This window comes from Xenorhabdus bovienii SS-2004 (assembly GCF_000027225.1).
Taxonomy (GTDB): Bacteria; Pseudomonadota; Gammaproteobacteria; order Enterobacterales; family Enterobacteriaceae; genus Xenorhabdus; species Xenorhabdus bovienii_C.
Genome location: NC_013892.1, coordinates 75,155 through 95,300 on the forward strand (window position 1 = coordinate 75,155; position 20,146 = coordinate 95,300).

Annotated in this window: 17 protein-coding genes; 13 read left to right on the top strand and 4 right to left on the bottom strand. The window is 45.9% G+C overall.

Going from position 1 to position 20,146, the window contains the following annotated elements; all coding sequences use genetic code 11:
- Nucleotides 1-40: 40 nt before the first annotated feature.
- The 4 genes from XBJ1_RS00315 (at nt 41) to pckA (ending at nt 5,353) form a co-directional block, all read left to right on the top strand.
- Nucleotides 41-2,149 (top strand): IgaA/UmoB family intracellular growth attenuator, encoded by a 2,109-nt coding sequence (locus tag XBJ1_RS00315; protein ID WP_038198206.1) that lies wholly within the window; start codon nt 41-43, stop codon nt 2,147-2,149.
- A gap of 74 nt (nt 2,150-2,223) precedes the next feature.
- The gene (gene hslR / locus XBJ1_RS00320) at nt 2,224-2,637 is read left to right on the top strand and encodes a ribosome-associated heat shock protein Hsp15 (protein WP_012986691.1); all 414 of its coding nucleotides are present in this window, start codon (nt 2,224-2,226) and stop codon (nt 2,635-2,637) included.
- 26 nt (nt 2,638-2,663) lie between these two features.
- Complete coding sequence (gene hslO / locus XBJ1_RS00325) at nt 2,664-3,536, top strand: Hsp33 family molecular chaperone HslO (RefSeq protein ID WP_012986692.1); 873 nt, start codon at nt 2,664-2,666, stop codon at nt 3,534-3,536.
- Between the two features lie 197 nt (nt 3,537-3,733).
- Nucleotides 3,734-5,353: a phosphoenolpyruvate carboxykinase (ATP) gene (pckA, locus tag XBJ1_RS00330; RefSeq protein ID WP_012986693.1), complete on the top strand. Its 1,620-nt coding sequence runs from the start codon at nt 3,734-3,736 to the stop codon at nt 5,351-5,353.
- 87 nt (nt 5,354-5,440) lie between these two features.
- On the opposite strand, the gene XBJ1_RS00335 is transcribed toward pckA, so the two are convergent.
- On the bottom strand, nt 5,441-6,136 hold the full coding sequence (locus XBJ1_RS00335; RefSeq protein WP_012986694.1) for a pirin family protein: 696 nt from the start codon (nt 6,134-6,136) through the stop codon (nt 5,441-5,443).
- A 698-nt stretch (nt 6,137-6,834) separates the two neighbouring features.
- On the opposite strand from XBJ1_RS00335, the gene XBJ1_RS00340 reads away from it, so the two are divergent.
- A complete protein-coding gene (locus XBJ1_RS00340; RefSeq protein WP_012986696.1) occupies nt 6,835-7,314 on the top strand; it encodes an Hcp family type VI secretion system effector in 480 nt (159 codons plus the stop codon).
- Between the two features lie 32 nt (nt 7,315-7,346).
- On the top strand, nt 7,347-8,384 hold the full coding sequence (locus XBJ1_RS00345) for an IS630 family transposase (RefSeq protein ID WP_041573280.1): 1,038 nt from the start codon (nt 7,347-7,349) through the stop codon (nt 8,382-8,384).
- Between the two features lie 79 nt (nt 8,385-8,463).
- Here the strand turns inward: XBJ1_RS00345 and XBJ1_RS22845 are convergent, their stop codons facing one another.
- Nucleotides 8,464-8,832: a DUF1240 domain-containing protein gene (locus tag XBJ1_RS22845; RefSeq protein WP_080515928.1), complete on the bottom strand. Its 369-nt coding sequence runs from the start codon at nt 8,830-8,832 to the stop codon at nt 8,464-8,466.
- Between the two features lie 1,234 nt (nt 8,833-10,066).
- Here XBJ1_RS22845 and XBJ1_RS00355 point away from each other — a divergent pair.
- From XBJ1_RS00355 to XBJ1_RS00385, 7 genes are all read left to right on the top strand, one after another.
- A complete protein-coding gene (locus tag XBJ1_RS00355; RefSeq protein WP_012986700.1) occupies nt 10,067-11,497 on the top strand; it encodes a gamma-aminobutyraldehyde dehydrogenase in 1,431 nt (476 codons plus the stop codon).
- 15 nt (nt 11,498-11,512) lie between these two features.
- Nucleotides 11,513-12,286: a nuclear transport factor 2 family protein gene (locus XBJ1_RS00360; RefSeq protein WP_012986701.1), complete on the top strand. Its 774-nt coding sequence runs from the start codon at nt 11,513-11,515 to the stop codon at nt 12,284-12,286.
- A 53-nt stretch (nt 12,287-12,339) separates the two neighbouring features.
- Nucleotides 12,340-13,095, top strand: coding sequence for a FadR/GntR family transcriptional regulator (locus XBJ1_RS00365; RefSeq protein WP_012986702.1), 756 nt, complete (start codon nt 12,340-12,342; stop codon nt 13,093-13,095).
- A gap of 36 nt (nt 13,096-13,131) precedes the next feature.
- On the top strand, nt 13,132-13,881 hold the full coding sequence (locus tag XBJ1_RS00370; protein WP_012986703.1) for a cache domain-containing protein: 750 nt from the start codon (nt 13,132-13,134) through the stop codon (nt 13,879-13,881).
- 36 nt (nt 13,882-13,917) lie between these two features.
- The gene (locus XBJ1_RS00375) at nt 13,918-15,201 is read left to right on the top strand and encodes a 4-aminobutyrate--2-oxoglutarate transaminase (protein ID WP_012986704.1); all 1,284 of its coding nucleotides are present in this window, start codon (nt 13,918-13,920) and stop codon (nt 15,199-15,201) included.
- 82 nt (nt 15,202-15,283) lie between these two features.
- Nucleotides 15,284-15,682, top strand: a complete 399-nt coding sequence (locus XBJ1_RS00380) for a DUF805 domain-containing protein (RefSeq protein WP_012986705.1) — start codon at nt 15,284-15,286, stop codon at nt 15,680-15,682.
- A gap of 25 nt (nt 15,683-15,707) precedes the next feature.
- On the top strand, nt 15,708-17,249 hold the full coding sequence (locus XBJ1_RS00385; protein ID WP_012986706.1) for an NAD(P)/FAD-dependent oxidoreductase: 1,542 nt from the start codon (nt 15,708-15,710) through the stop codon (nt 17,247-17,249).
- A 383-nt stretch (nt 17,250-17,632) separates the two neighbouring features.
- On the opposite strand, the gene XBJ1_RS00390 is transcribed toward XBJ1_RS00385, so the two are convergent.
- Together XBJ1_RS00390 and XBJ1_RS00395 are read right to left on the bottom strand one after the other, a co-directional pair.
- Nucleotides 17,633-18,436, bottom strand: a complete 804-nt coding sequence (locus XBJ1_RS00390; RefSeq protein ID WP_232503296.1) for an aspartyl protease family protein — start codon at nt 18,434-18,436, stop codon at nt 17,633-17,635.
- A gap of 498 nt (nt 18,437-18,934) precedes the next feature.
- Nucleotides 18,935-20,128, bottom strand: a complete 1,194-nt coding sequence (locus tag XBJ1_RS00395; RefSeq protein ID WP_012986709.1) for an NAD(P)/FAD-dependent oxidoreductase — start codon at nt 20,126-20,128, stop codon at nt 18,935-18,937.
- Nucleotides 20,129-20,146 lie beyond the last annotated feature (18 nt).

A 20,146-nucleotide genomic window follows, 5' to 3' on the forward strand; every position in this document is an offset into this window, starting at 1 on the left:
CTGCCAGTCTCTTTATTGCTGTCATGGGCGTGGATAAGAAATGAGTTCACTAGTCATTATATTGGCTATTTTTATCACTAGCATGATTATAATGGTTTCCTTTCTGACTTTCAGATGGAAGCGGCCTGATAACGCGCGTTATCTACCGTCAATCGCCAAAACAGGCCATCGTAAGCTGAATGCTGATGAATATCAGGCAATTGATTCTTATTTGCAAAATGCTCTGTCCCTGATGCAGCCAGATAGGAGCCACAGATCAGGCCAACCAGCACTGTCTGTCAAAAATGATACGGTTTATACCATCAATCACACCATCAACCGCTTTTCTGTCGCTACGGATGAATCGCAGTATTGGCGCTATTATGTTGATGAAATGGAGATACATCTTCCTGCGTTACTTGAGTCATTCATTAAGCAGCAGAATACGATTGAGATTGTTCAAACCACATTCATGCCTCTTGTTATTGCCGTGAATGGCCACTTCCTGAAAGATTATCAGCAAGATCTGTCCATCGCGCGAATCGTGAAACAAACGGCACAGGCTTCAATCCAAAAAAACGGCAATTCCATTGCCAATTTTTTGTATATCCGCAAGGAAACGCCGGAAGAGAATCGTCTGCGTCGTTCAACAGGCATTCTGGAAGGCATTCTCATGTGTATTGGCTTGTCGCTCTGGTTTTTGGCTCTTTTCATGCCAACGCCCATATTACCGTGGCTAATGTTGGCCGCTGTTCTGTTTCTGATTACCAGCTTCTGGCTGACTTTCCGGTCACCTTCTCCGCGTAACATTTTGAATATTAGCTGCTTTAATGGTATTCCGAAACGTTGGGGTATATTCAGTGAATCTGAACCGGAACAGCGGAGGAATATCTCTCTGGGGGGTATTGATCTTATCTATCCCTCACATTGGGAGCCGTACGTCGTTCGTGAGCTTGACCAAAATACTGATGTTGATATATATACCAATTGCCATGTCGTTCAGCAGGGGCGCTACCTCTCATTGCATGAGGAAGAAAAACACTATCCTTATCAGCGCTATAGAAAAAACCTGATACTGGTGGTTTTTTCCATTTGTGCTATGTTGGTACTTTATTTTTACCAGCCCGTGAGCTTATCTATGCGGCTCAGTTTTGCATGGCTGTATGGGAGTAATACTCAGGTCATCACCAGCGTCACTGAACTGCAAAATATGCCTCTGAAGGAAGGCGATGTACTGCGAGTTAAAGGCATAGGGATGTGCTACATACCACCCAGACTGAATGATAATCCCGGTGGAATCAAACATATATTTACTGCGTTTGACTGCACTGGCATCTACTGGAATAACGATAGCCCATTGCCCATTCCGGAATCAGATATTATCGAAAATGCATCAACATTGATTACAACGGTCAATGAGCAATTACACCCGATTGAACGTAGCCGGAAAACCAACTCTGACCTGAATGAAGCCATTGCGAAATCGGGTATGACATTACTCGACAATTTTTCGCAAGTCATCTTGAAGACGCATAATTTGTGCATGGACGAGATTGACTGTATTCGTCTGAAAAGCGCACTGGTCAATCTGAGCAATGCTGAGGATTGGAATGATCTATTGAAACAGGCTGAAAGAGGGAAACTGAATGGAACCAAAGTATTATTACGTTCAGTAAGCGCAGATGCACTGGAAAAGTTAATTGATACCACCACAGCATCATTTATTTATCGGGAAATTGATAAAATAAGCATACTGCTGAACAGCCCATCGCCGGGGGGCGTCCTGCTGATCAGCGAGGAAGGGAATAAATTGGTTGAATTGCCTTATTTACCATTTCTTACCTATGAATACAGCGCACTGGATCAGTGGAGGGAATTACAGCGGTTAGCTGAAATACTGTTGAGTGCTCCATTTGAAGCTGTCGGAATTGTGACGAAATTGTCCGAAGACGCAAATGAGACTCGCCGTATCACCTTGCATAGTGAACCCGACTCCGTGACTCTTATTCGTTATCTGGGAAGCTGCTTCTTTCTGGCAATACTCATGGCGATATTGAGCATCAATGCCATTCTGATAATAAGCAAAAGGCAGAAAAATAAGGTGCGGCTCCAGCGTATAGGCGAGTACTACGACAATTGTTTCAACTCGAAACAGCCGCCGATGGATTAGCGATGAGTCTGCGGGCTGTGTTACCCTCAATCCGTTTTTTGCCAGCTTCGATTAGACATTTGGGAGAAACAACCATGCCGAATTCAGACACGGATCAGACTATGCGCCTCGATAAATGGCTCTGGGCTGCCCGTTTTTACAAAACCCGCTCCATCGCGCGTGAAATGATTGATGGGGGAAAAGTTCATTATAATGGGCAGCGGAGTAAACCGAGTAAACTGGTTGAGTTGAATGCAGAAATTAAACTGCGTCAGGGAAATGAAGAGAAAATAGTGACTGTTTTAGCATTGAACAGTCACAGACGCAGCGCCACTGAAGCCCAGCAACTTTATCAGGAAACGGAAAAAAGCATTATCAATCGGGAAAAAACGGCATTGGCCCGTAAAATGAATGTGCTCACGATGCCGCATCCCGATCGCCGCCCAGATAAGAAAGAGCGGCGTACACTGATTAAATTTAAGAACACGAAATTAAACGAGCCGGAATAACCGTCTCAGTGAGATGAGAGAGATTTATGACCAAGCATGATCAATTACACCGCTTTTTGTTCGAAAGCCATTCTGTCCGGGGAGAACTCGTTTCCGTCAGTGAAACGTACCAGCGGATGATGGAAAATCACCATTACCCTTTGCCCGTACAGCAGTTATTAGGTGAATTGTTGGTCGCAACCAGCCTGTTGACTGCCACATTGAAATTCAACGGAGATATAACCGTACAGATTCAAGGTGATGGGCCAGTCAGACTGGCGGTCATTAATGGTAATAATCAACAGCAGATGCGTGGCACTGCCCGTATTGATGGTGATGTGGATGCTGCGAGCAGCCTGCGGGATATGGTCGGTAATGGTTATATGGTTATTACTGTTACGCCAACAGAAGGTGAACGTTATCAGGGCGTTGTCGCGCTGGAAGGGGAGACGCTGGCAGAATGTCTGGATGCGTACTTCAAGCAGTCGGAACAATTGCCAACCAGACTGTTTATCCGTACGGGAATACTGGATGGAAAAATGGCGGCGGGTGGCATGTTATTACAGATCCTGCCCGGCGCACAGGAAGGCAGTGAAGACCTGCTTGATCATCTGGTACAACTCACTGCGACCATCAAGGGAGAAGAGCTGTTTACGCTGGATGTGAAAGAAATTTTGCATCGTCTTTATCATGAAGAAGATGTGACGCTGTATGAGCCGCAACAGGTTGAATTCCGCTGTACCTGTTCTCACCAACGCTGTGCTGATACGCTGGTGACGCTGCCGGATGCTGATCTTCAGGAGATTTTGCTCAAAGATGGCAAAATCGATATGGAATGTGAATTCTGTGGTATGCACTATATTTTCAATGATAAAGATATCAGCGAAATAAAGATTGTGAAAAAAGAACTGCTTCACTGATGCGATTAATTATTTTTTCAGGGCGTAATATACGCCCTTTTTTATGTGTTCATTAATCCTTTCATTCCGTGTCCTGCGTCTCATATAAACCTAAAAAAAGTAATGCAATTTCAATTTTTTGATAACAATCGCTGTTAATTAGTCATAATTATTTATTATTCCCCGCCGAGAAAAGTGTAACTGATCAGGAGCAACACATGAGCGTTAAAGGCATTACTGCGCAGGAACTTGCGGTTTATGGTATTTGTGATGTTAGCGAGATTGTTTATAACCCAAGTTATGAATTGTTATTCTCTGAAGAAACTCAGCCCTCACTGCAAGGGTATGAGCGTGGCACACTGACCCATCTTGGTGCGGTTGCGGTAGATACAGGGATTTTCACGGGGCGTTCTCCCAAAGATAAATATATTGTCCGCGACGATGTGACGTGCGATACCGTATGGTGGGCTGATCAGGGAAAAGGTAAAAACGATAACAAACCGCTCAGTCAGGAAACCTGGTCTCAGCTCAAGGGATTGGTTACGCAGCAGCTTTCAGGCAAACGTTTGTTTGTCGTAGATGCATTTTGCGGCGCAAATGCGGATACCCGCCTGAAAGTGCGTTTTATCACCGAAGTGGCGTGGCAGGCTCATTTTGTCAAAAACATGTTTATTCGCCCATCGGATGAAGAATTAGTTAACTTCACGCCTGATTTTATTGTGATGAACGGGGCGAAATGTACCAACCCGCAGTGGAAGGAACAAGAGCTGAATTCTGAGAACTTTGTTGCCTTTAACCTGACAGAACGTATGCAGTTGATTGGTGGTACTTGGTACGGCGGCGAAATGAAAAAAGGAATGTTCTCAATAATGAACTACCTGCTGCCATTGAAAGGTATTGCATCCATGCACTGCTCTGCCAACGTGGGTGGAGAAGGCGATGTTGCCATTTTCTTCGGCTTGTCTGGTACAGGTAAAACCACGCTTTCCACCGATCCGAAACGCAAGCTGATTGGTGATGATGAGCACGGCTGGGATGATGACGGCGTGTTTAACTTCGAAGGTGGCTGCTACGCGAAAACCATTAACCTCTCCAAAGAAGCAGAGCCGGATATTTATCACGCGATCTGCCGTGATGCTCTGCTGGAAAACGTTACCGTGCTGGCGGATGGCACAGTCGATTTCAATGACGGTTCTAAAACCGAAAATACCCGCGTTTCTTATCCTATCTACCATATCGAAAACATCGTTAAGCCAGTATCGAAAGCCGGACATGCCACTAAAGTGATTTTCTTGACCGCTGACGCTTTCGGTGTATTGCCTCCGGTTTCCTGTCTGACGCCAGAACAGACCCAGTATCACTTCCTGTCTGGTTTTACGGCGAAGCTGGCGGGAACTGAACGTGGTGTGACAGAACCTACGCCAACGTTCTCTGCCTGCTTTGGTGCGGCATTCCTGTCACTGCATCCGACTCAGTACGCAGAAGTGCTGGTTAAGCGGATGCAGGCATCAGGTGCGAAAGCTTATCTGGTCAATACTGGCTGGAATGGCACAGGTAAACGCATCTCTATCAAAGATACCCGTGCGATTATAGACGCGATCCTGAATGGTGATATTGAAGATGCAGATACCATTGAGCTGCCGATCTTTGACTTAGCTGTACCGACAGCATTGCCAGGCGTGGATACAGGCATTCTTGATCCACGTAACACCTATGCGGATAAATCTGAATGGGATGTTAAGGCTAAAGATCTGGCACAGCGTTTTGTCGATAACTTTGACAAATATACTGATACAGCCGCAGGTGCTGCATTGGTGAAAGCAGGGCCTAATCTGTAATAGCTGCCGTGTTAAATTCACAGCAAACCACGTAAGACCCTATCTGGCTGGATAGGGTTTTTTCATTCATCGAACATTAATCAGCAATCAGTTAGGTGGCAGGTCGAACAGCAGGATTTCGCTCTCTTGGCTGGCAATTAATTGAAGATGAGATTCATCCCAGATAGCGATGCCATCGCTGGTGGTCGCTTGAACGCCATTGATAGTCACTTCGCCACGAACAACCTGAATCCAGATTTTTCGCGATTTTTCTATATCATACTCGTCTGTTTCGCCGTTTTTCAGTGCCCAACGCCATAAAATCATATTCTGAAATACTTTTAACGAGTCATCGCGAGTATCGGGCGAAAGGATTAACTGGCGACCTTTGGCAGAATCAAAGCAGCGTTGCTCGTAGCGCGGTGGCAGGTCATTTTTTTCCGGCATGATCCAGATTTGGTACAGGTGAAGTTTGCTACTATCATGCGGATTATACTCAGAGTGACGGATACCGGTTCCTGCGCTCATAATCTGGAACTCTCCGGCGGAAATTTGCCCCTGATTTCCCATACTGTCCCGATGCTCGACTGTACCGGAAAGCACATAGGTCAGGATTTCCATATTCTTGTGAGGATGCATGCCAAACCCTTGTCCGGCATCAATTACATCTTCGTTAATCACCCTAAGGGCAGAGAATCCCATGAAATTGGCGTCATAATAGTCAGCAAATGAAAACGTATGCCAGCTGTCCAACCAGCCGTGATTGGCGTGACCTCTTTCTGAAGCTTTACGTAAGTAGATCATTTTCAAAATCCCTCAATGTTTTTTGTAGTCTAATTGAAGGCTTGAAATATAAAAGATTGTAAATTTAATCTTAAAATTCAAAATTTTTGAATAGTAGCTGTAGCTAAGTTGAGTTAAGTATAAAAAAAAGCCAACATTCAAGTTGGCTATAAAAATAAACACTGGAAGCAATGTGAGCAATGTCGTACTTTCATATGACCCTGAAGGTGGTGCACTGAAAGTAATAGTAATGATAATCGTTCTTATTATCGTTTGTAAAGTGTTTTTTTAACCAAATTTAGAGGTATAGCTAAAAAGTCGATCTTTACACGGGATCGCCGGTAAAGTGTACTGATTATGAAAACAACATCGTCCTGACAACTGAGCCAGGGTAACAAACCAGTGCCGTAAAATACCCTGCATCAGATAACTGCCAGAGAGGTCACATCCAACTATTGCGGAAATGGTAACCATCTATAAGCAATTGTGGAATTAATGACTGATTTATTGGAGAAAAGGCCATGAATATCGTAGGACGTTTTATTAACGGCAATGTTACTGATATCCATTCATGCTTACAGGATATTTATTCACGCAACGCTGGCCATCCGCTAGCCCCTTGACGTATCTATTGCAATTTTTTTAATATGTTAACGTAATTTTTATTTAAATTACGTAAGAAACCACATTATTTAAACATAACTAAGATGGAACTCTGTATGTCATACATGATATATCTAACATTAAATGGTAAGAAGCAGGGCTTAATATCAGCAGGGTGTTCAACGCTTGATTCTATAGGAAATCGGTATCAAAAAGGGCACGAAGATCAAATACAGGTACTCAGCCTGAATCATGCAATTTCACGCCAGCAGAACGTGAGTCACCAGCCAATACAGTTCATCAAACCAATTGACAAGTCATCACCACTACTGGCAATGGCAATAGACTCCAATGAATCACTGAATGGCGGTTTTATTTTTTATAGAACAAGCCAAACAGGGCAATTAGAATTATTCTACGAAGTAAAAATTACGGAAGCCACTATCACAGATATCTCCTGTGTATACCCACATTCTATAAATGATCACGATATGATGCCATATGAAAAAGTTACATTAAACTATAAATCTATATCATGGAATCATATAACGGCAGGTACATCTGCCTATATACCCGTCGTCATTGAAGATGCTTGATTTTTCATTTGTATCAGATCATGATTGCGCCCATGAAAATTAATCTAACAGATGCCCAAAAAGACGCCCTCGAATTGATGCATGATACGACTCGCGATGGACGAGTACGTGACCGCATCAAGGCCGTGCTTTTGGCCTCAGAAGGCTGGACTGCCCAGATGATTGCTCAGGCTTTGCGGATCCATGAAAGTACGGTGAGCCGCCATCTGAAAGATTACTTCTCTGAGGAAAAACTCGCCCCTGAAAATGGGGGCTCTGAAAGCCGTTTGTCTGCCGAACAAACAACAGAATTAGTTGAGTATCTGATGGCAAATTTGATGCACACTACCGCACAAATTGTGGCCTATGTTCGGGCACGATGGCAGGTGACTTTCACTGTCGCAGGAATGACGAAATGGCTTCACCGTCAAGGTTTCAGCTACAAGAAGCCAATGGGTGCTCCGCATAAATTTGATGCGGATAAACAGCAACAGTTTATTGAAACCTACAACGCGCTGAAAGAAGAATGTGGCCAGAATGCGCCTATTTTATTTATTGATGCGGTTCACCCGACCCTGTCCACAAAATTAAGTTATGGCTGGATGAAGAGCGGGCGGAAGCACGTCAAAGTGGTTGAAACCACAGGCAGTCGTACTCGACTCAACATCATGGGTGCCCTTAATTTACAACGGATTGAAGAGACTATTGTTCGTGAATATCCGACGATTAACGCGAAAAATGTCGTCCTTTTTTTCGGCTCAATCCGGGAAACCTATCCACTTTCGCAAAAAATCCACATTATTCTGGATGGTGCGGGTTATCACCGTTCCGGAGTCGTCCAATTTTTTGCCGAGGTTTTGAATATTGAGTTGCACTACCTGCCGCCTTACAGCCCTAATCTCAACCCGATTGAGCGATTATGGAAGTATGTGAATGAGCAGGTACGAAACAATGTCTATTTTCCGGATACCAAAACATTCCGTGAAACGCTGCGCCACTTTTTTCATGTCACATTGCCAGAAAAAGCGAAAGAACTCACCACTCGGTTGACTGATAACTTCCAGATTTTAAAACCCGCATCTTCAAGTTAATTGCGTATAGTATATGGGAAGACAGAGTATTGTAAAAAACAAACTAAGCATATGTAACCATATGCTTAGTTTTATATTTTTAATTACACACCTTCATATTTTTGACATATTTATTAGGTGCAATTAAAGAAGTTTTTTCACATTTAATATAACCAGATTTTTTCAATTTATGATCAGCATATATAGATACAGGAAAACTAGCCACGATAGATAATATAAAAATCAACACGCATAAATTCAAAAAAAAACCATAAAATGGCGATGGTTTATTTAATAAACAATTTTTTATTGCCAAACCAAACATATAGTAAACTATTGGCAAGCCAAAACATGCAAAAAACACCCTCCAAGAAAAATATATTATGTCATTCATGTTAATGAATGACATGAAGTCCCTCCAAGAAAAATATAAAAACAATGTTGTAATAAATAAGAAAATAATTGACATTACTACACAAAAAATTCTATTTGGTAGAGTTATGTGAATTTTATTTTTTTTATTAATAATATTTTACCTATAAAAAATTGGAGGTCTTGGCATATTATATTTTGGGTTTGCTAAGTGCTCCCGAAACCTTTTTTTTGCTTCTTCATTTCTCAATGCTTCTATGAGTTTCTCACTTACTTGATATTTATCATCAAGATAATATAATACACCGGCTACAACTAAACCAAAAACAATCAATTATGATATAAGTTTATAATTTCAATGTTTCTAATTCTAATGATAAGACTCTGCCATCAGAAACACGCATATTCACCCCATCTGTCTGAGTTGATGACAATAGTTGAAAACAAAACATCATCATCACAGCCAGCTTATCCTCTGATTTCACCGGACTATTGATCAATAAGTTACTTATTTTCTGCATCAATTATTCTCTCTCATCCATACGACATCTCCTATCATGAATTAACAATTAGAATATAACATCTTTATATAAAAAATAGCCATATCAATCATATAACAATTAACCCTTTAAAAAAGCACAAAATCATGCATTACTCCTCCATAAGGAACAATTGTAATTTTAAATATTTTTAATTTTATCTATCGAAAATTACATAAATAAGTAACTCATACGATTAACCTCATATTATTGATTTTATTCAATCCGTTAGGAAGTCTGTGGAAAAACTGACAAGTTTGATAAGTTTGAGATATTAGTGGTTTATCTTAACGTCTATAACTATTTGATAATTAACTTAGAACAGCACTTTTGATAGATTTTTTCCAACATAACCAAAATAGTATACTTTTTTATAAATATAATTAAGTAACTTATTGAGGTTTTAGTAACTTTACATTTTTGTCAATTTTTCCACTGGACCCCATCCAGCGAACTGGAAACCCCATTTAATGTTCAATTCCCGCTGAAACTGTATGGGGACATGGGTCTGTCAGGAGCCGGATGCGGTAGCTCTGCAAGTCCGGATTTCATCGATAGCCTAGACACACACGCTGTTCAGTTTGTTCGTACTATCCAGTCCGTCAAATATAAGATCCTCGATCTTGCTCACAGATCTACATATTTTTCCTGATGGAAATGCAGAAAGTTACATGTATGTATATGAATGACTTCTTTATTTTACATTTTTGCTACAAGTTTGACGAAAATGCAACTATTAAATATATTAAATCATAGGTTATATTTTATGCATTCAATCCATCGGGGGTAAGCATGCCGGTACCAACGTTTAAGCATTTCATTAATGGTCAGTATATTGAGTCTCAAGGTTCCGAGTATTTTGATCTGGTCAGCCCGGTCACTGGTAAAGCTTATGCGCGTTCTCCTAACGCGACTGTAGCGGATGTTGATGATGCTTATGCATCGGCTAAAGAGGCATTTAAAATATGGGGACGCAGTACACCCTCTGCACGTCAGCAGGCGTTACTAGCGCTGGCTGATACGGTGGAAAAAAACGCTGAACGTCTGATTGAGTCGCAAAGCCGTAATACAGGGCAGCTTAAGCACCTGATTGCCTCCGAGGAGATTGCGACGTCGGTGGATCATATCCGCTTCTTCGCCGGTGCAGCTCGTTTTCTGGAAGGCAAGGCTACAGCGGAATATCTTTCTGGTATGACTAGCAGTATCCGGCGTGAACCGCTGGGCGTGGTAGGGCAGGTTACTCCATGGAACTATCCGTTGATGATGGCGGTGTGGAAGATAGCTCCTGCTCTGGCAGCAGGTAATACCGTGGTGCTTAAACCGAGCGATACTACGCCGGAAAGTACTCTGTTGCTGGCTGAACTGTCCGCTCCGTTCTTCCCTGCCGGCACTTTCAACGTGGTGCTGGGTAATGCCAGCGCAGGTTCTCTGGTCGTTTCACACAAAACGCCGGCTATGGTTTCCATCACCGGTTCCGTACGTGCCGGTTTGCAGGTTGCGTCTTCGGCGGCAGCTAATCTCACCAGAGCGCATCTGGAGCTGGGTGGCAAAGCGCCGGTGGTTATTTTTGCCGATGCGGATATAGACAAAGCCGTGGGAACCATTGTTACCGCAGGGTATTTCAACGCCGGTCAGGACTGCACGGCAGCTTCACGTGTGCTGGTGCATGAATCTGTTTACGATATTTTCGTCACTAAACTGGTGGCGGCAGCTAAAGCTACCCGTTTTGGCGATCCAGAAGATAAAGAGGCGCTGTATGGGCCGCTTAATAATGTTCGCCAGTTGGAGCAGGTCACAGGGTTCCTTGCACGTCTGCCCGCTCATGCCCGTATCGAAACAGGAGGTCGTCAGGCTGATCGTTCGGGATATTACTTTGAACCTACGGTGATTACTGGTCTGGAGCAAGAAGATGAAATGATTCAGACCGAAATTTTTGGCCCTGTTATCACAGTACAGAAGTTTCTAACAGAACAGGATGCTATCGAGAAAGCTAACGATGTGAAATACGGACTGGCCTCCAGTGTCTGGACCCGCGACCATGGTCGCGCGTTGCGCCTGTCTCGTGAGCTTGACTTTGGAACAGTCTGGATTAACACCCATATTCCTCTTACGGCAGAAGCACCCCATGGCGGCTTCAAGAACTCTGGATACGGTAAAGATCTGTCGGCTTATGGTTTCGATGAATATACGCGTATCAAACACGTGATGAGTTCCAACGACTAATACAGGGTACCCATAATGGTTCAAAATAGATCTTCACGTGACTTGGTATCGCGTGCGCACCACGAGCTGTTTACTGATCGTGATGTGAGGGCGCTTGAACGTTATTTTGCGCCAAATTTCATCGAACATTCTCCGTTGGTTAAAGAGGGGTTCGCCGGATTGCGTGAGCGGGTTCAGGCACATCCTGAACTGCACCATGAAATGTATCGCGTACTACAGGATGGTGACTTAGTTGCTATTCACGGCCGTTTTACGGGATTAGATGAGCAGCCGTTGGTCGGTTTCGATCTGTACCGGGTTGCCGATGGTTTAATTGTGGAGCACTGGGACGGCTTAGTGCCGCAGTCCGCGCCCAACACCAGTGGCCGAACTCAGTTAGACGGCCCGACTGAAACGGGCTATAGCCATGACAGAGAGAAGAACCGCGAGCTGGTGGTTAACTTTTTCACCCGTACCCTGATCGAAGAACACTATGATGAGTTTGGAAACTACACCAATGGTGAAGAGTTTCGTCAACACAGCCCGGATATTCCTGATGGTACGGTTGCGGTCATTGAGTTTCTTAAGCAACTCAAGGATGAAGGGCAGGGCCTGCATTATGCCAAAATCCACCATACAGTCGCCGACGGGCAGTTTGTTCTGAGCCACTCGGAGGGAAGTATTGCCGGAGTACGTCACAGCTACTTTGAGCTATGGCGCATTGAGAACGGCAAAGTGGCTGAGCTTTGGGATGCTATCACACCGGTACCGGAGGATGCGCAAGCGCTGCATCGCCACGGTATGTTTTAACGTTGTTTGCCGACAGGCTGAAATCCGATGCTATTTCAATCAGGAATTAGAGAATGACGGATTATTCCATCATCTATGCACCGCTCGATCAGGCTACCCGGACTGAACAGGTTGTCGAACGTTTAAGTAACGCAATCATCTCCGGGATATTACAGACTGATGCACAGCTGCCTAACGAAAATGAACTGTCGCGGTTGTTAGGTGTGTCACCGGTAACTGTTCGTGACGCCCTGAATACGCTGCGCGCCAGACAGTTGATCGATACTCGGCGCGGACGTCATGGTGGTAGTTTTGTATGTCAGGTTCCTGTTGAGGCAATGCGGAAATACCATCCGTTGCGGCTGATGGCTTCAGGTGAACTGGCGGATTTCAGTGAATTTCACTGTGCCGTGATCGGCCACAGCGCGAGGCTTGCGGCTCAACGTTCAACGCAGGGTGAACTGAGAAAGCTTGAGCAACTGATCGACAGCTTTGCGGCCGCGACACAACCGGATGCCCGTATTCAGACAGATATGCGCTGTCTGTTAACGCTGGCATCCCAGTCACAGTCGGCTAGGCTTGCCAATCAGGAGCTGGAGATTCAGGCCGAATGGACGCCTTTGATGGGGCTTCTGTACCAAGAGGCTGCCGTTCACAGCGAGGTTGTCGCCGCCTGGCGTACACTCTTGGCTGCGCTGTATCAGGGTGATGATCTGGCCTGTTACCAGTTGGCGCAGAAGATGATTACTCAAATTACTGACCACCTGCTTGAATGCAAATTGCGTGTGGATACTGATGCGCCATTCTTGCAGAGATCTGATCGCGAGTAACACGGCTGCATTCATCCCAGGAGAGGGGGAAGGCATATGTACAACGATATACACGTAGAACGGGCCAGGAGCATCCTGAACGATATTCTGGTCACGGCGCAGCAGGCCACCGCAGCTCTAGCGGATAAGACAGCGCGTATTTTATTGGAACTGCCGTTATGTCATACGGTAGGTGTCCGCTTGGCGCGGGAGCAACGCGGCGCATTGCAAAAACATATCCACGATGTACTGCGTAATAACGTCTGGTGTAACGGGGCGGGATTTGCCAGTTATGCAGTCCCGAAGACGGTTGGGAAGGAGGGATACTGGACGCTGGAGTGGTGGCGTCAGGAAGGGGATACCATTCAATATGCGCCACTGGAACACAATCAGGAGCAGCGCAGGCGCCTGGATTTCCGGTTGTTTGAGTGGTTCAGGCAGCCGGCCAACTGTCATCTTCCCGTCATTGACGGCCCCTATGTGGATTATGTCTGTAACGGTGCCTACACAATTACGATAGCCCATCCGGTGCTTATCGGTGAGGAATTTGCCGGTGTTGCGGCGGTGGATATGCTGGTCTCGACGCTGGATCGGTTACTTCTGCCGGCTCTGGGCGCTATCGGTAAGCCAGCATTGATTATTAATGACGATGCGCGTGTCGTGACCTCGACAGTGCCGGGAGTGCGTTCAGGTTCGCTATTGAAGAGCCAAGGCGTTAACCGGTCGGTCGATGGTGAAGTCCCTTCACTGCGTCTGGTAATTTTGCCGTCATCACACACTGAATCACACAGGGCATTTGTCTGCTGAAACCCACTTATTCAGATTGCTCAGGAGTTTTTATTTATGACTGAATCTATGTTAGCTAAAAGGCGCAGCGCGGCTATCGCAAAAGGCGTCGGCGTGACGACACAAGTCTATGTTGAACGTGCGGAAAATGCTGAAATCTGGGATGCTCAGGGGCAACGCTATATTGATTTTGCCGCAGGTATCGCTGTGGTGAATACCGGCCACCGCCACCCGCGCGTCATTGCCGCAGCCAGAGAGCAGCTGGAACAATTTATCCATACCTGTCATCAGGTCGTGCCTTATGAAAATTATGTAGCGTTAGCCGAACGACTGAACCGTCTGGTGCCGGGTAATTTCGTGAAGAAGACCGTTTTTGTTACCACCGGGGCTGAGGCGGTAGAAAATGCTGTGAAGATCGCGCGTGCCGCAACCGGGCGCAGCGGCGTAGTGGCTTTCAGTGGCGCTTTTCATGGCCGTACTTTCCTCGGTATGTCATTAACCGGCAAAGTCGTGCCGTACAAAATGGGGTTCGGCTCGCTGGTTAGCGACGTTTATCGTGTTCCGTTTCCGGTAGCGCTGCACGGTATCAGCGTGGAACAGACGCTGAACGCGCTGGATAATCTCTTCAAAACCGATATTGAGCCGACGCGTGTCGCTGCCATCATCATTGAGCCGGTACAGGGAGAAGGCGGTTTCTATCCTGCGCCTCCCGAACTGCTCAAATCCCTGCGCGAAATTGCTGATCGCTACGGTATTGTCCTTATTGCCGATGAAATTCAGACCGGTTTCGCGCGTACCGGCAAACTGTTTGCTATGGAACATCATGAGGTTGCAGCCGATCTGACCACGATGGCAAAAGGTCTGGCAGGGGGATTTCCGCTGGCGGCTGTAACGGGGCGAGCAGAGCTGATGGATGCGGTAGCACCGGGTGGCTTGGGGGGAACCTATGGAGGTAATCCGGTGGCGATTGCGGCTGGCCATGCGGTGCTGGATGTGATCGAAGAAGAGAAGCTGGCTGCGCGTGCGACGCAGCTGGGAGAGCGGCTAAAACAATGTCTGAATGAACTGCGGCCGCGTGTCCCGCAGATCGCCGACGTGCGTGGGCTTGGGCTGATGATTGCTGTGGAATTTAACCGTGCGGACAGTCAGGAACCCGATGCCGGCTTTACCAACGCCGTGCGTCAGAAAGCGCTGGAGCGGGGTCTGATTCTGTTGGCGTGCGGTATACACGGTAACGTGATCCGTTTTCTTCCACCGCTGACTATACAAAATGATGTTTTTGACGAGGCGCTCAACGTTCTGGAGTCTGTACTGCTCGATCTGAACCGTACCGCCGTTTAACCGGAGGGTAACTAAGGAGGGATTAACCCAAAATGAGCGTGGCGGCAGGGAGGAACCCGCTGGTTCATAAGAGAGGACAACAATGCACTGGTATTTAAATGTATTAAATAACTATGCCTGTTTCAGGGGGCGAGCCCAGCGTAAGACGTTCTGGTATTTTGTTCTGTTTCAGATTCTGGCTGTTCTCATCATTTCTTTCTTGGAAAGGCTGTTTGCTGTTGCCAATCCCGAAATTTATATGGGGTGGTTCAGCGCTATCTATCTGCTGCTCACCTTTTTACCAGCGCTGGCGGTAAATGCCCGCCGCCTGCACGATATCAACTGTAGCGCCTGGTGGCTACTGTTACATCTTATCCCGTTTGTCGGCACTGTTATCTTACTGATTCTCGCCGCTCTGAAAGGGCAGGCGGGCAGCAATAAATACAGTTCAGAGAGCCGGGTCCATTCACAGGGAAATACCCAGAGCCAAGCTAACGGGTGATTTCCGGTCATAAAGGAGTGCTGAAATGGCAATGAACAGAAGAGATTTTATCTCTACTACTGCTGCCCTTGCAGGGGCGGGAGTGCTTTCATCTTTACTTCCCACCACTTCTCTGCTCGCCCGGACTTTAACTGCGGCCGATGCTTCGGCTGTTAATATTGACCAACTCCGGCCGACACTGTTGAAGGATGCACAGTACAGAACCAGCCGGTTGGGGTTGGATCCGCGCATTTGGAACTGGCATAGAGACGTGGCTGCCACAGCCATGCCAGCCAACTATTATGAAGCCTCTCTGGCTGATTGGCCGGCTTTTGGAAGCTTTCCCATAGACCAGAATTGTGAGGTTGTGGTCATTGGCGGTGGGTTGCTGGGGGCTTCCACTGCGCTGCATCTTGCAGAAGCGGGTGTGGATGTGATTCTGGTTGAAAAGGATAACATTGGTTCGGGAGCCTCTGGCCGTAATGGAGGGCAGATGACCCCCGGAATTGCCCGCTGGGAAGCTGAAACTATGCTGGAAAAACTTTCACCCGATGAGGCCAAACGTTTATGGCGTTTTGCATCGGTTGAAGCGATGAATCTTGTGGATGAACTCCGCGAACGTTACGGTTTTGAATGTGATCGTAAATATGGTCATATTACAGCAGCGATACATCCGGGTCATATGGGGCCATTGGTGGCTAATGCCGATGCCCGGCGCCAGCTGGGAGATACGGCGGTGAAGGTTATTGGGCCACACGAATTGCAGGAAAGGTATGTGCGTTCGGGTATCTATCATGGTGCCAATATCGACAGCATCGGTGGACAGGTTCAGCCTCTGGCGCTGCTGCGAGGCCTAATTTATAGCTTTGCTAAACTGGGGGGGCGAGTTTATGACGGCACGAAAGTGAAGGGCATCAGGCAGGATGCCAGCAGCGCGGTCATAGAAACTGAACGGGGAGTCATCAGGGCGAGTAAAGCCGTGGTACTGGGGGTACATGGCTCCACCGAAGAGTTTATCTCTGGCCCTTCCACTACCGTGCCTTTTTTCACCTATGTGGCGGTAACTCCGCCGTTGCCGGTGGATATCAAAGAGCTGATCCCGTCAGATCTGCCAGTCTATGATACACAGTTACAGATAGATTATTATCGCGCGGTGCGTGACAACCGCCTGCTGTTTGGTGGGCAGGGCACCGGCAATTCCTGGTCATCGCGTGATGTGAACAACTATTTGCTTGAGCGTATCAGAACCGTGTTTCCACAACTGGAAAAACCCGAATTGGAATACTCTTGGGGCGGGATCAGCGATCTGACCCTGAATGGTGCCACCGATGCCCGCAAAAGCGGTGACAGCGTCCCTGTGTATATGGTGCATGGCTGGAGCGGTCATGGAGTGGCGCAGACGGTTCGTATTGGCAAAGCCATCAGCGACGATCTCACCGAACGCAATCACGACTTTACCATGCTTACTCGCATCGAACACTCGAGTATTCCGCTGGGTTCCTATTTCTCTCCGGTGGCTATCCCATTGATTAAAGGCGCTCTGGGGGTGATAAACACAGTGAATCCGGCAGATATGGTTTCGTTCTGATGCAGCGTGGCCGCAAAAGTCTGGAGTGGTTTTAATCATTCAAAATAAGTTATTTGTAAATTGAAAGTTTCGATGGCTCTGTGCAGAGACAATAAATGTTAGTTTCACTAGACGAAATCGACTGCGCTGAGCCAGCAGGAAAATAACAAACTGGTGTTGACCATCCGGGGAAGCCTTTATAGTACGATTTTTCCCGTTTTCTGAGGCAACCCCTAGATACAAAAAAGGCGAAAAAAATCCCTCCTCAATGGTAGGGATTCATGATACTTGTTTTGCTAGTTCGTAATTGGGCATCACAACACCAAGAGATTGCTAGTACCTAACCAATCCAGACGTTTTTACGATGAAAAATAGTTTCTTTGTGAAAGAATTTATTGTCATCCTTAACTGTTATTAGGCAAGCTAATTAACAATCGATCATTCGATATGATAAGAACTCTGTTTGAAAGAAAGTCATCGCCTAACAGGCCATCAAAATCTATCCGTTCATCTGGAATTTGAAAGAGAAACGCAGAGAGCTTAACACCGTCAGGCGTCACAATGGCTTTCTTCGGGCAGTGCTGCGATAACTTAGCACATCCCTCCTTTGAGCGCGTGAAAAGCATTGTATGACTTGCGCCAGTATCAATAACCATACGACGTATTTTCTCATTACCAGATGACACACTGATTTCTATCCCGTTCCTTGTGCGGGTAAACGGGATAGATTGCCAGCGGTAGCCATCAGGAAGCGCTTTAAGATGGTCAGCTATCGTCAGCATCTTTGAAGCGTAGTTGATAATAAGCGTTTTGTTTTTGGCGACACCCAGCCCTAGCACTCCATTTATGATAAGTTGTCCGTTGTCGTCTAACATACCGCCGTTACCCCACGTTTTGAAAATTTCAACGTTAACATCTGAAAGGCGTTCACCATTAACAGTAATATGGGATGCTCTTGCCGTTACAGCAGACTTCTCAACTCCAAAAACATCAATGGAATTTTGCACGGTTGTTGTGCGATGGTTTAGCTCTGAAAAAATCGAATCAAAGACGGTTCGAGGGAGATAAAAAGCGCCGGAAGCCCCAGTATCAATTGAAAGCCTATTAACTTCTTTACCATTGATATTGAGCGAAACAGAAGGAGTGACATGCTCAAGGTAAACAATCGGCGCAGTAATATCTGCCTTTACTGCTTCAACTGGAATCATTGTAAGACACAACGCCACGCATACATTCAGGATTCTATTCATATTCAGCGATCCGTTAAGGTCAGTGGATAATATTTAGTGCTAACTCGTTTCCCATATTAAAACATAGCGATGGAAGGCTTAGACTACAATGCTGTTTATTTTGAAATTACTTATAATTGATTGATTTTAGATGTAATAGACAAATAAAGCATGTGAGTATGAGCTTAGGTCTTTTTTCTTATAGACGGCTTTTAGATCATAGAACCAAGAATTGACGATAAAAACAAAATGACTGCCTTTATCGTAGAGCGTGGGTAAAGAGCTTAAATTCGGACAATGACTACTTCACCACCGGGTGTGAACGATACATCAGAGTCTCGATAGACATCGGCTGATTGAATGAGTTTTGCCATGCTGTCTTCCTTCTGAGTACAAAAAGATACTGGCTGCATACGTAGTACATACAACCAGTATCTTTTTGATTTCCAGAGTTACAAACGTGCAACGGTATACTTTCTACACAACAACCAGTGCCTGTGCGCAAGCCCATGCGGAACTCCACGCCCATTGGAAGTTATATCCCCCCAGCCAGCCGGTTACATCAACAACCTCACCAATAAAATACAGTCCCTTCACCTTATGAGACTCCATTGTTTTTGACGATAGCTCATTCGTATCTATGCCACCCATCGTCACTTCCGCTGTACGATATCCCTCAGTGCCATTCGGTTGTACCTGCCAGTATTGTAGGGTAGCGATCAGTTCCTTTTGCTGAGCAGGATTAATTTGTTTCAGGGAAACATCCGGCAATTGCTCAAGAGATTGCAGACACTCTACCAAGCGTTTAGGCAGCAATTTAGCCAATGTGTTCTTTAGATTCTGATTAGGATGGGATTCCCGCTCTTTATCCAAAAACGCATCCAGATCCATATCAGGTAGTAAGTTAATACTCACATACTCACCGGGTTGCCAATAACTGGAAATCTGCAAAATAGCGGGGCCAGAAAGCCCGCGATGAGTAAACAGGATATTTTCTCTGAATACCGTGCCGTCCTTCGCGGTAACAATGGAAGGAACCGCAACACCGGAAAGTGTTTGTAGCTGTTCCAATAACGGTTTATGCAGGGTAAAAGGAACCAGTGCTGCATGGGTAGGCAAGATATTGAGGCCGAATTGTTCCGCAATGCGATAACCCAAAGGAGACGCGCCCAACCCAGGCATGGACAGGCCACCAGATGCCACAACAAGTGAGTGTGCACTTACTTTTTTCCCTGCCGTCGTAATCACAAAACCCTGCTCGTCTTTTTCGATTTGTGTCACTTCACTGCGTAACCGGACAGTCACCTGACCTGCCTCACACTCTTTCAAAAGCAGGTCGATAATCTGTTGAGCAGAGTCGTCACAGAAAAGCTGACCCAAAGCTTTCTCGTGATAGGCGATCCCGTGTTGTTGAACGAGGTCAATAAAATCCCATTGGGTATAGCGAGCAAGTGCTGACTTACAAAAATGCGGATTGGCAGAAAGATACGCGGCAGGTTCAGTGTACATATTGGTGAAATTACAGCGTCCGCCACCGGACATCAAAATTTTGCGACCTGCTTTTTTGCCGTTATCCAGAACCAGAACGTTTAACCCCTCTTGCCCTGCCTGAGCCGCACAAAATAAACCGGCCGCGCCAGCACCAATAATCACTACATCAAATTTTTCCATTCGTTTGTCTCTTTTAGC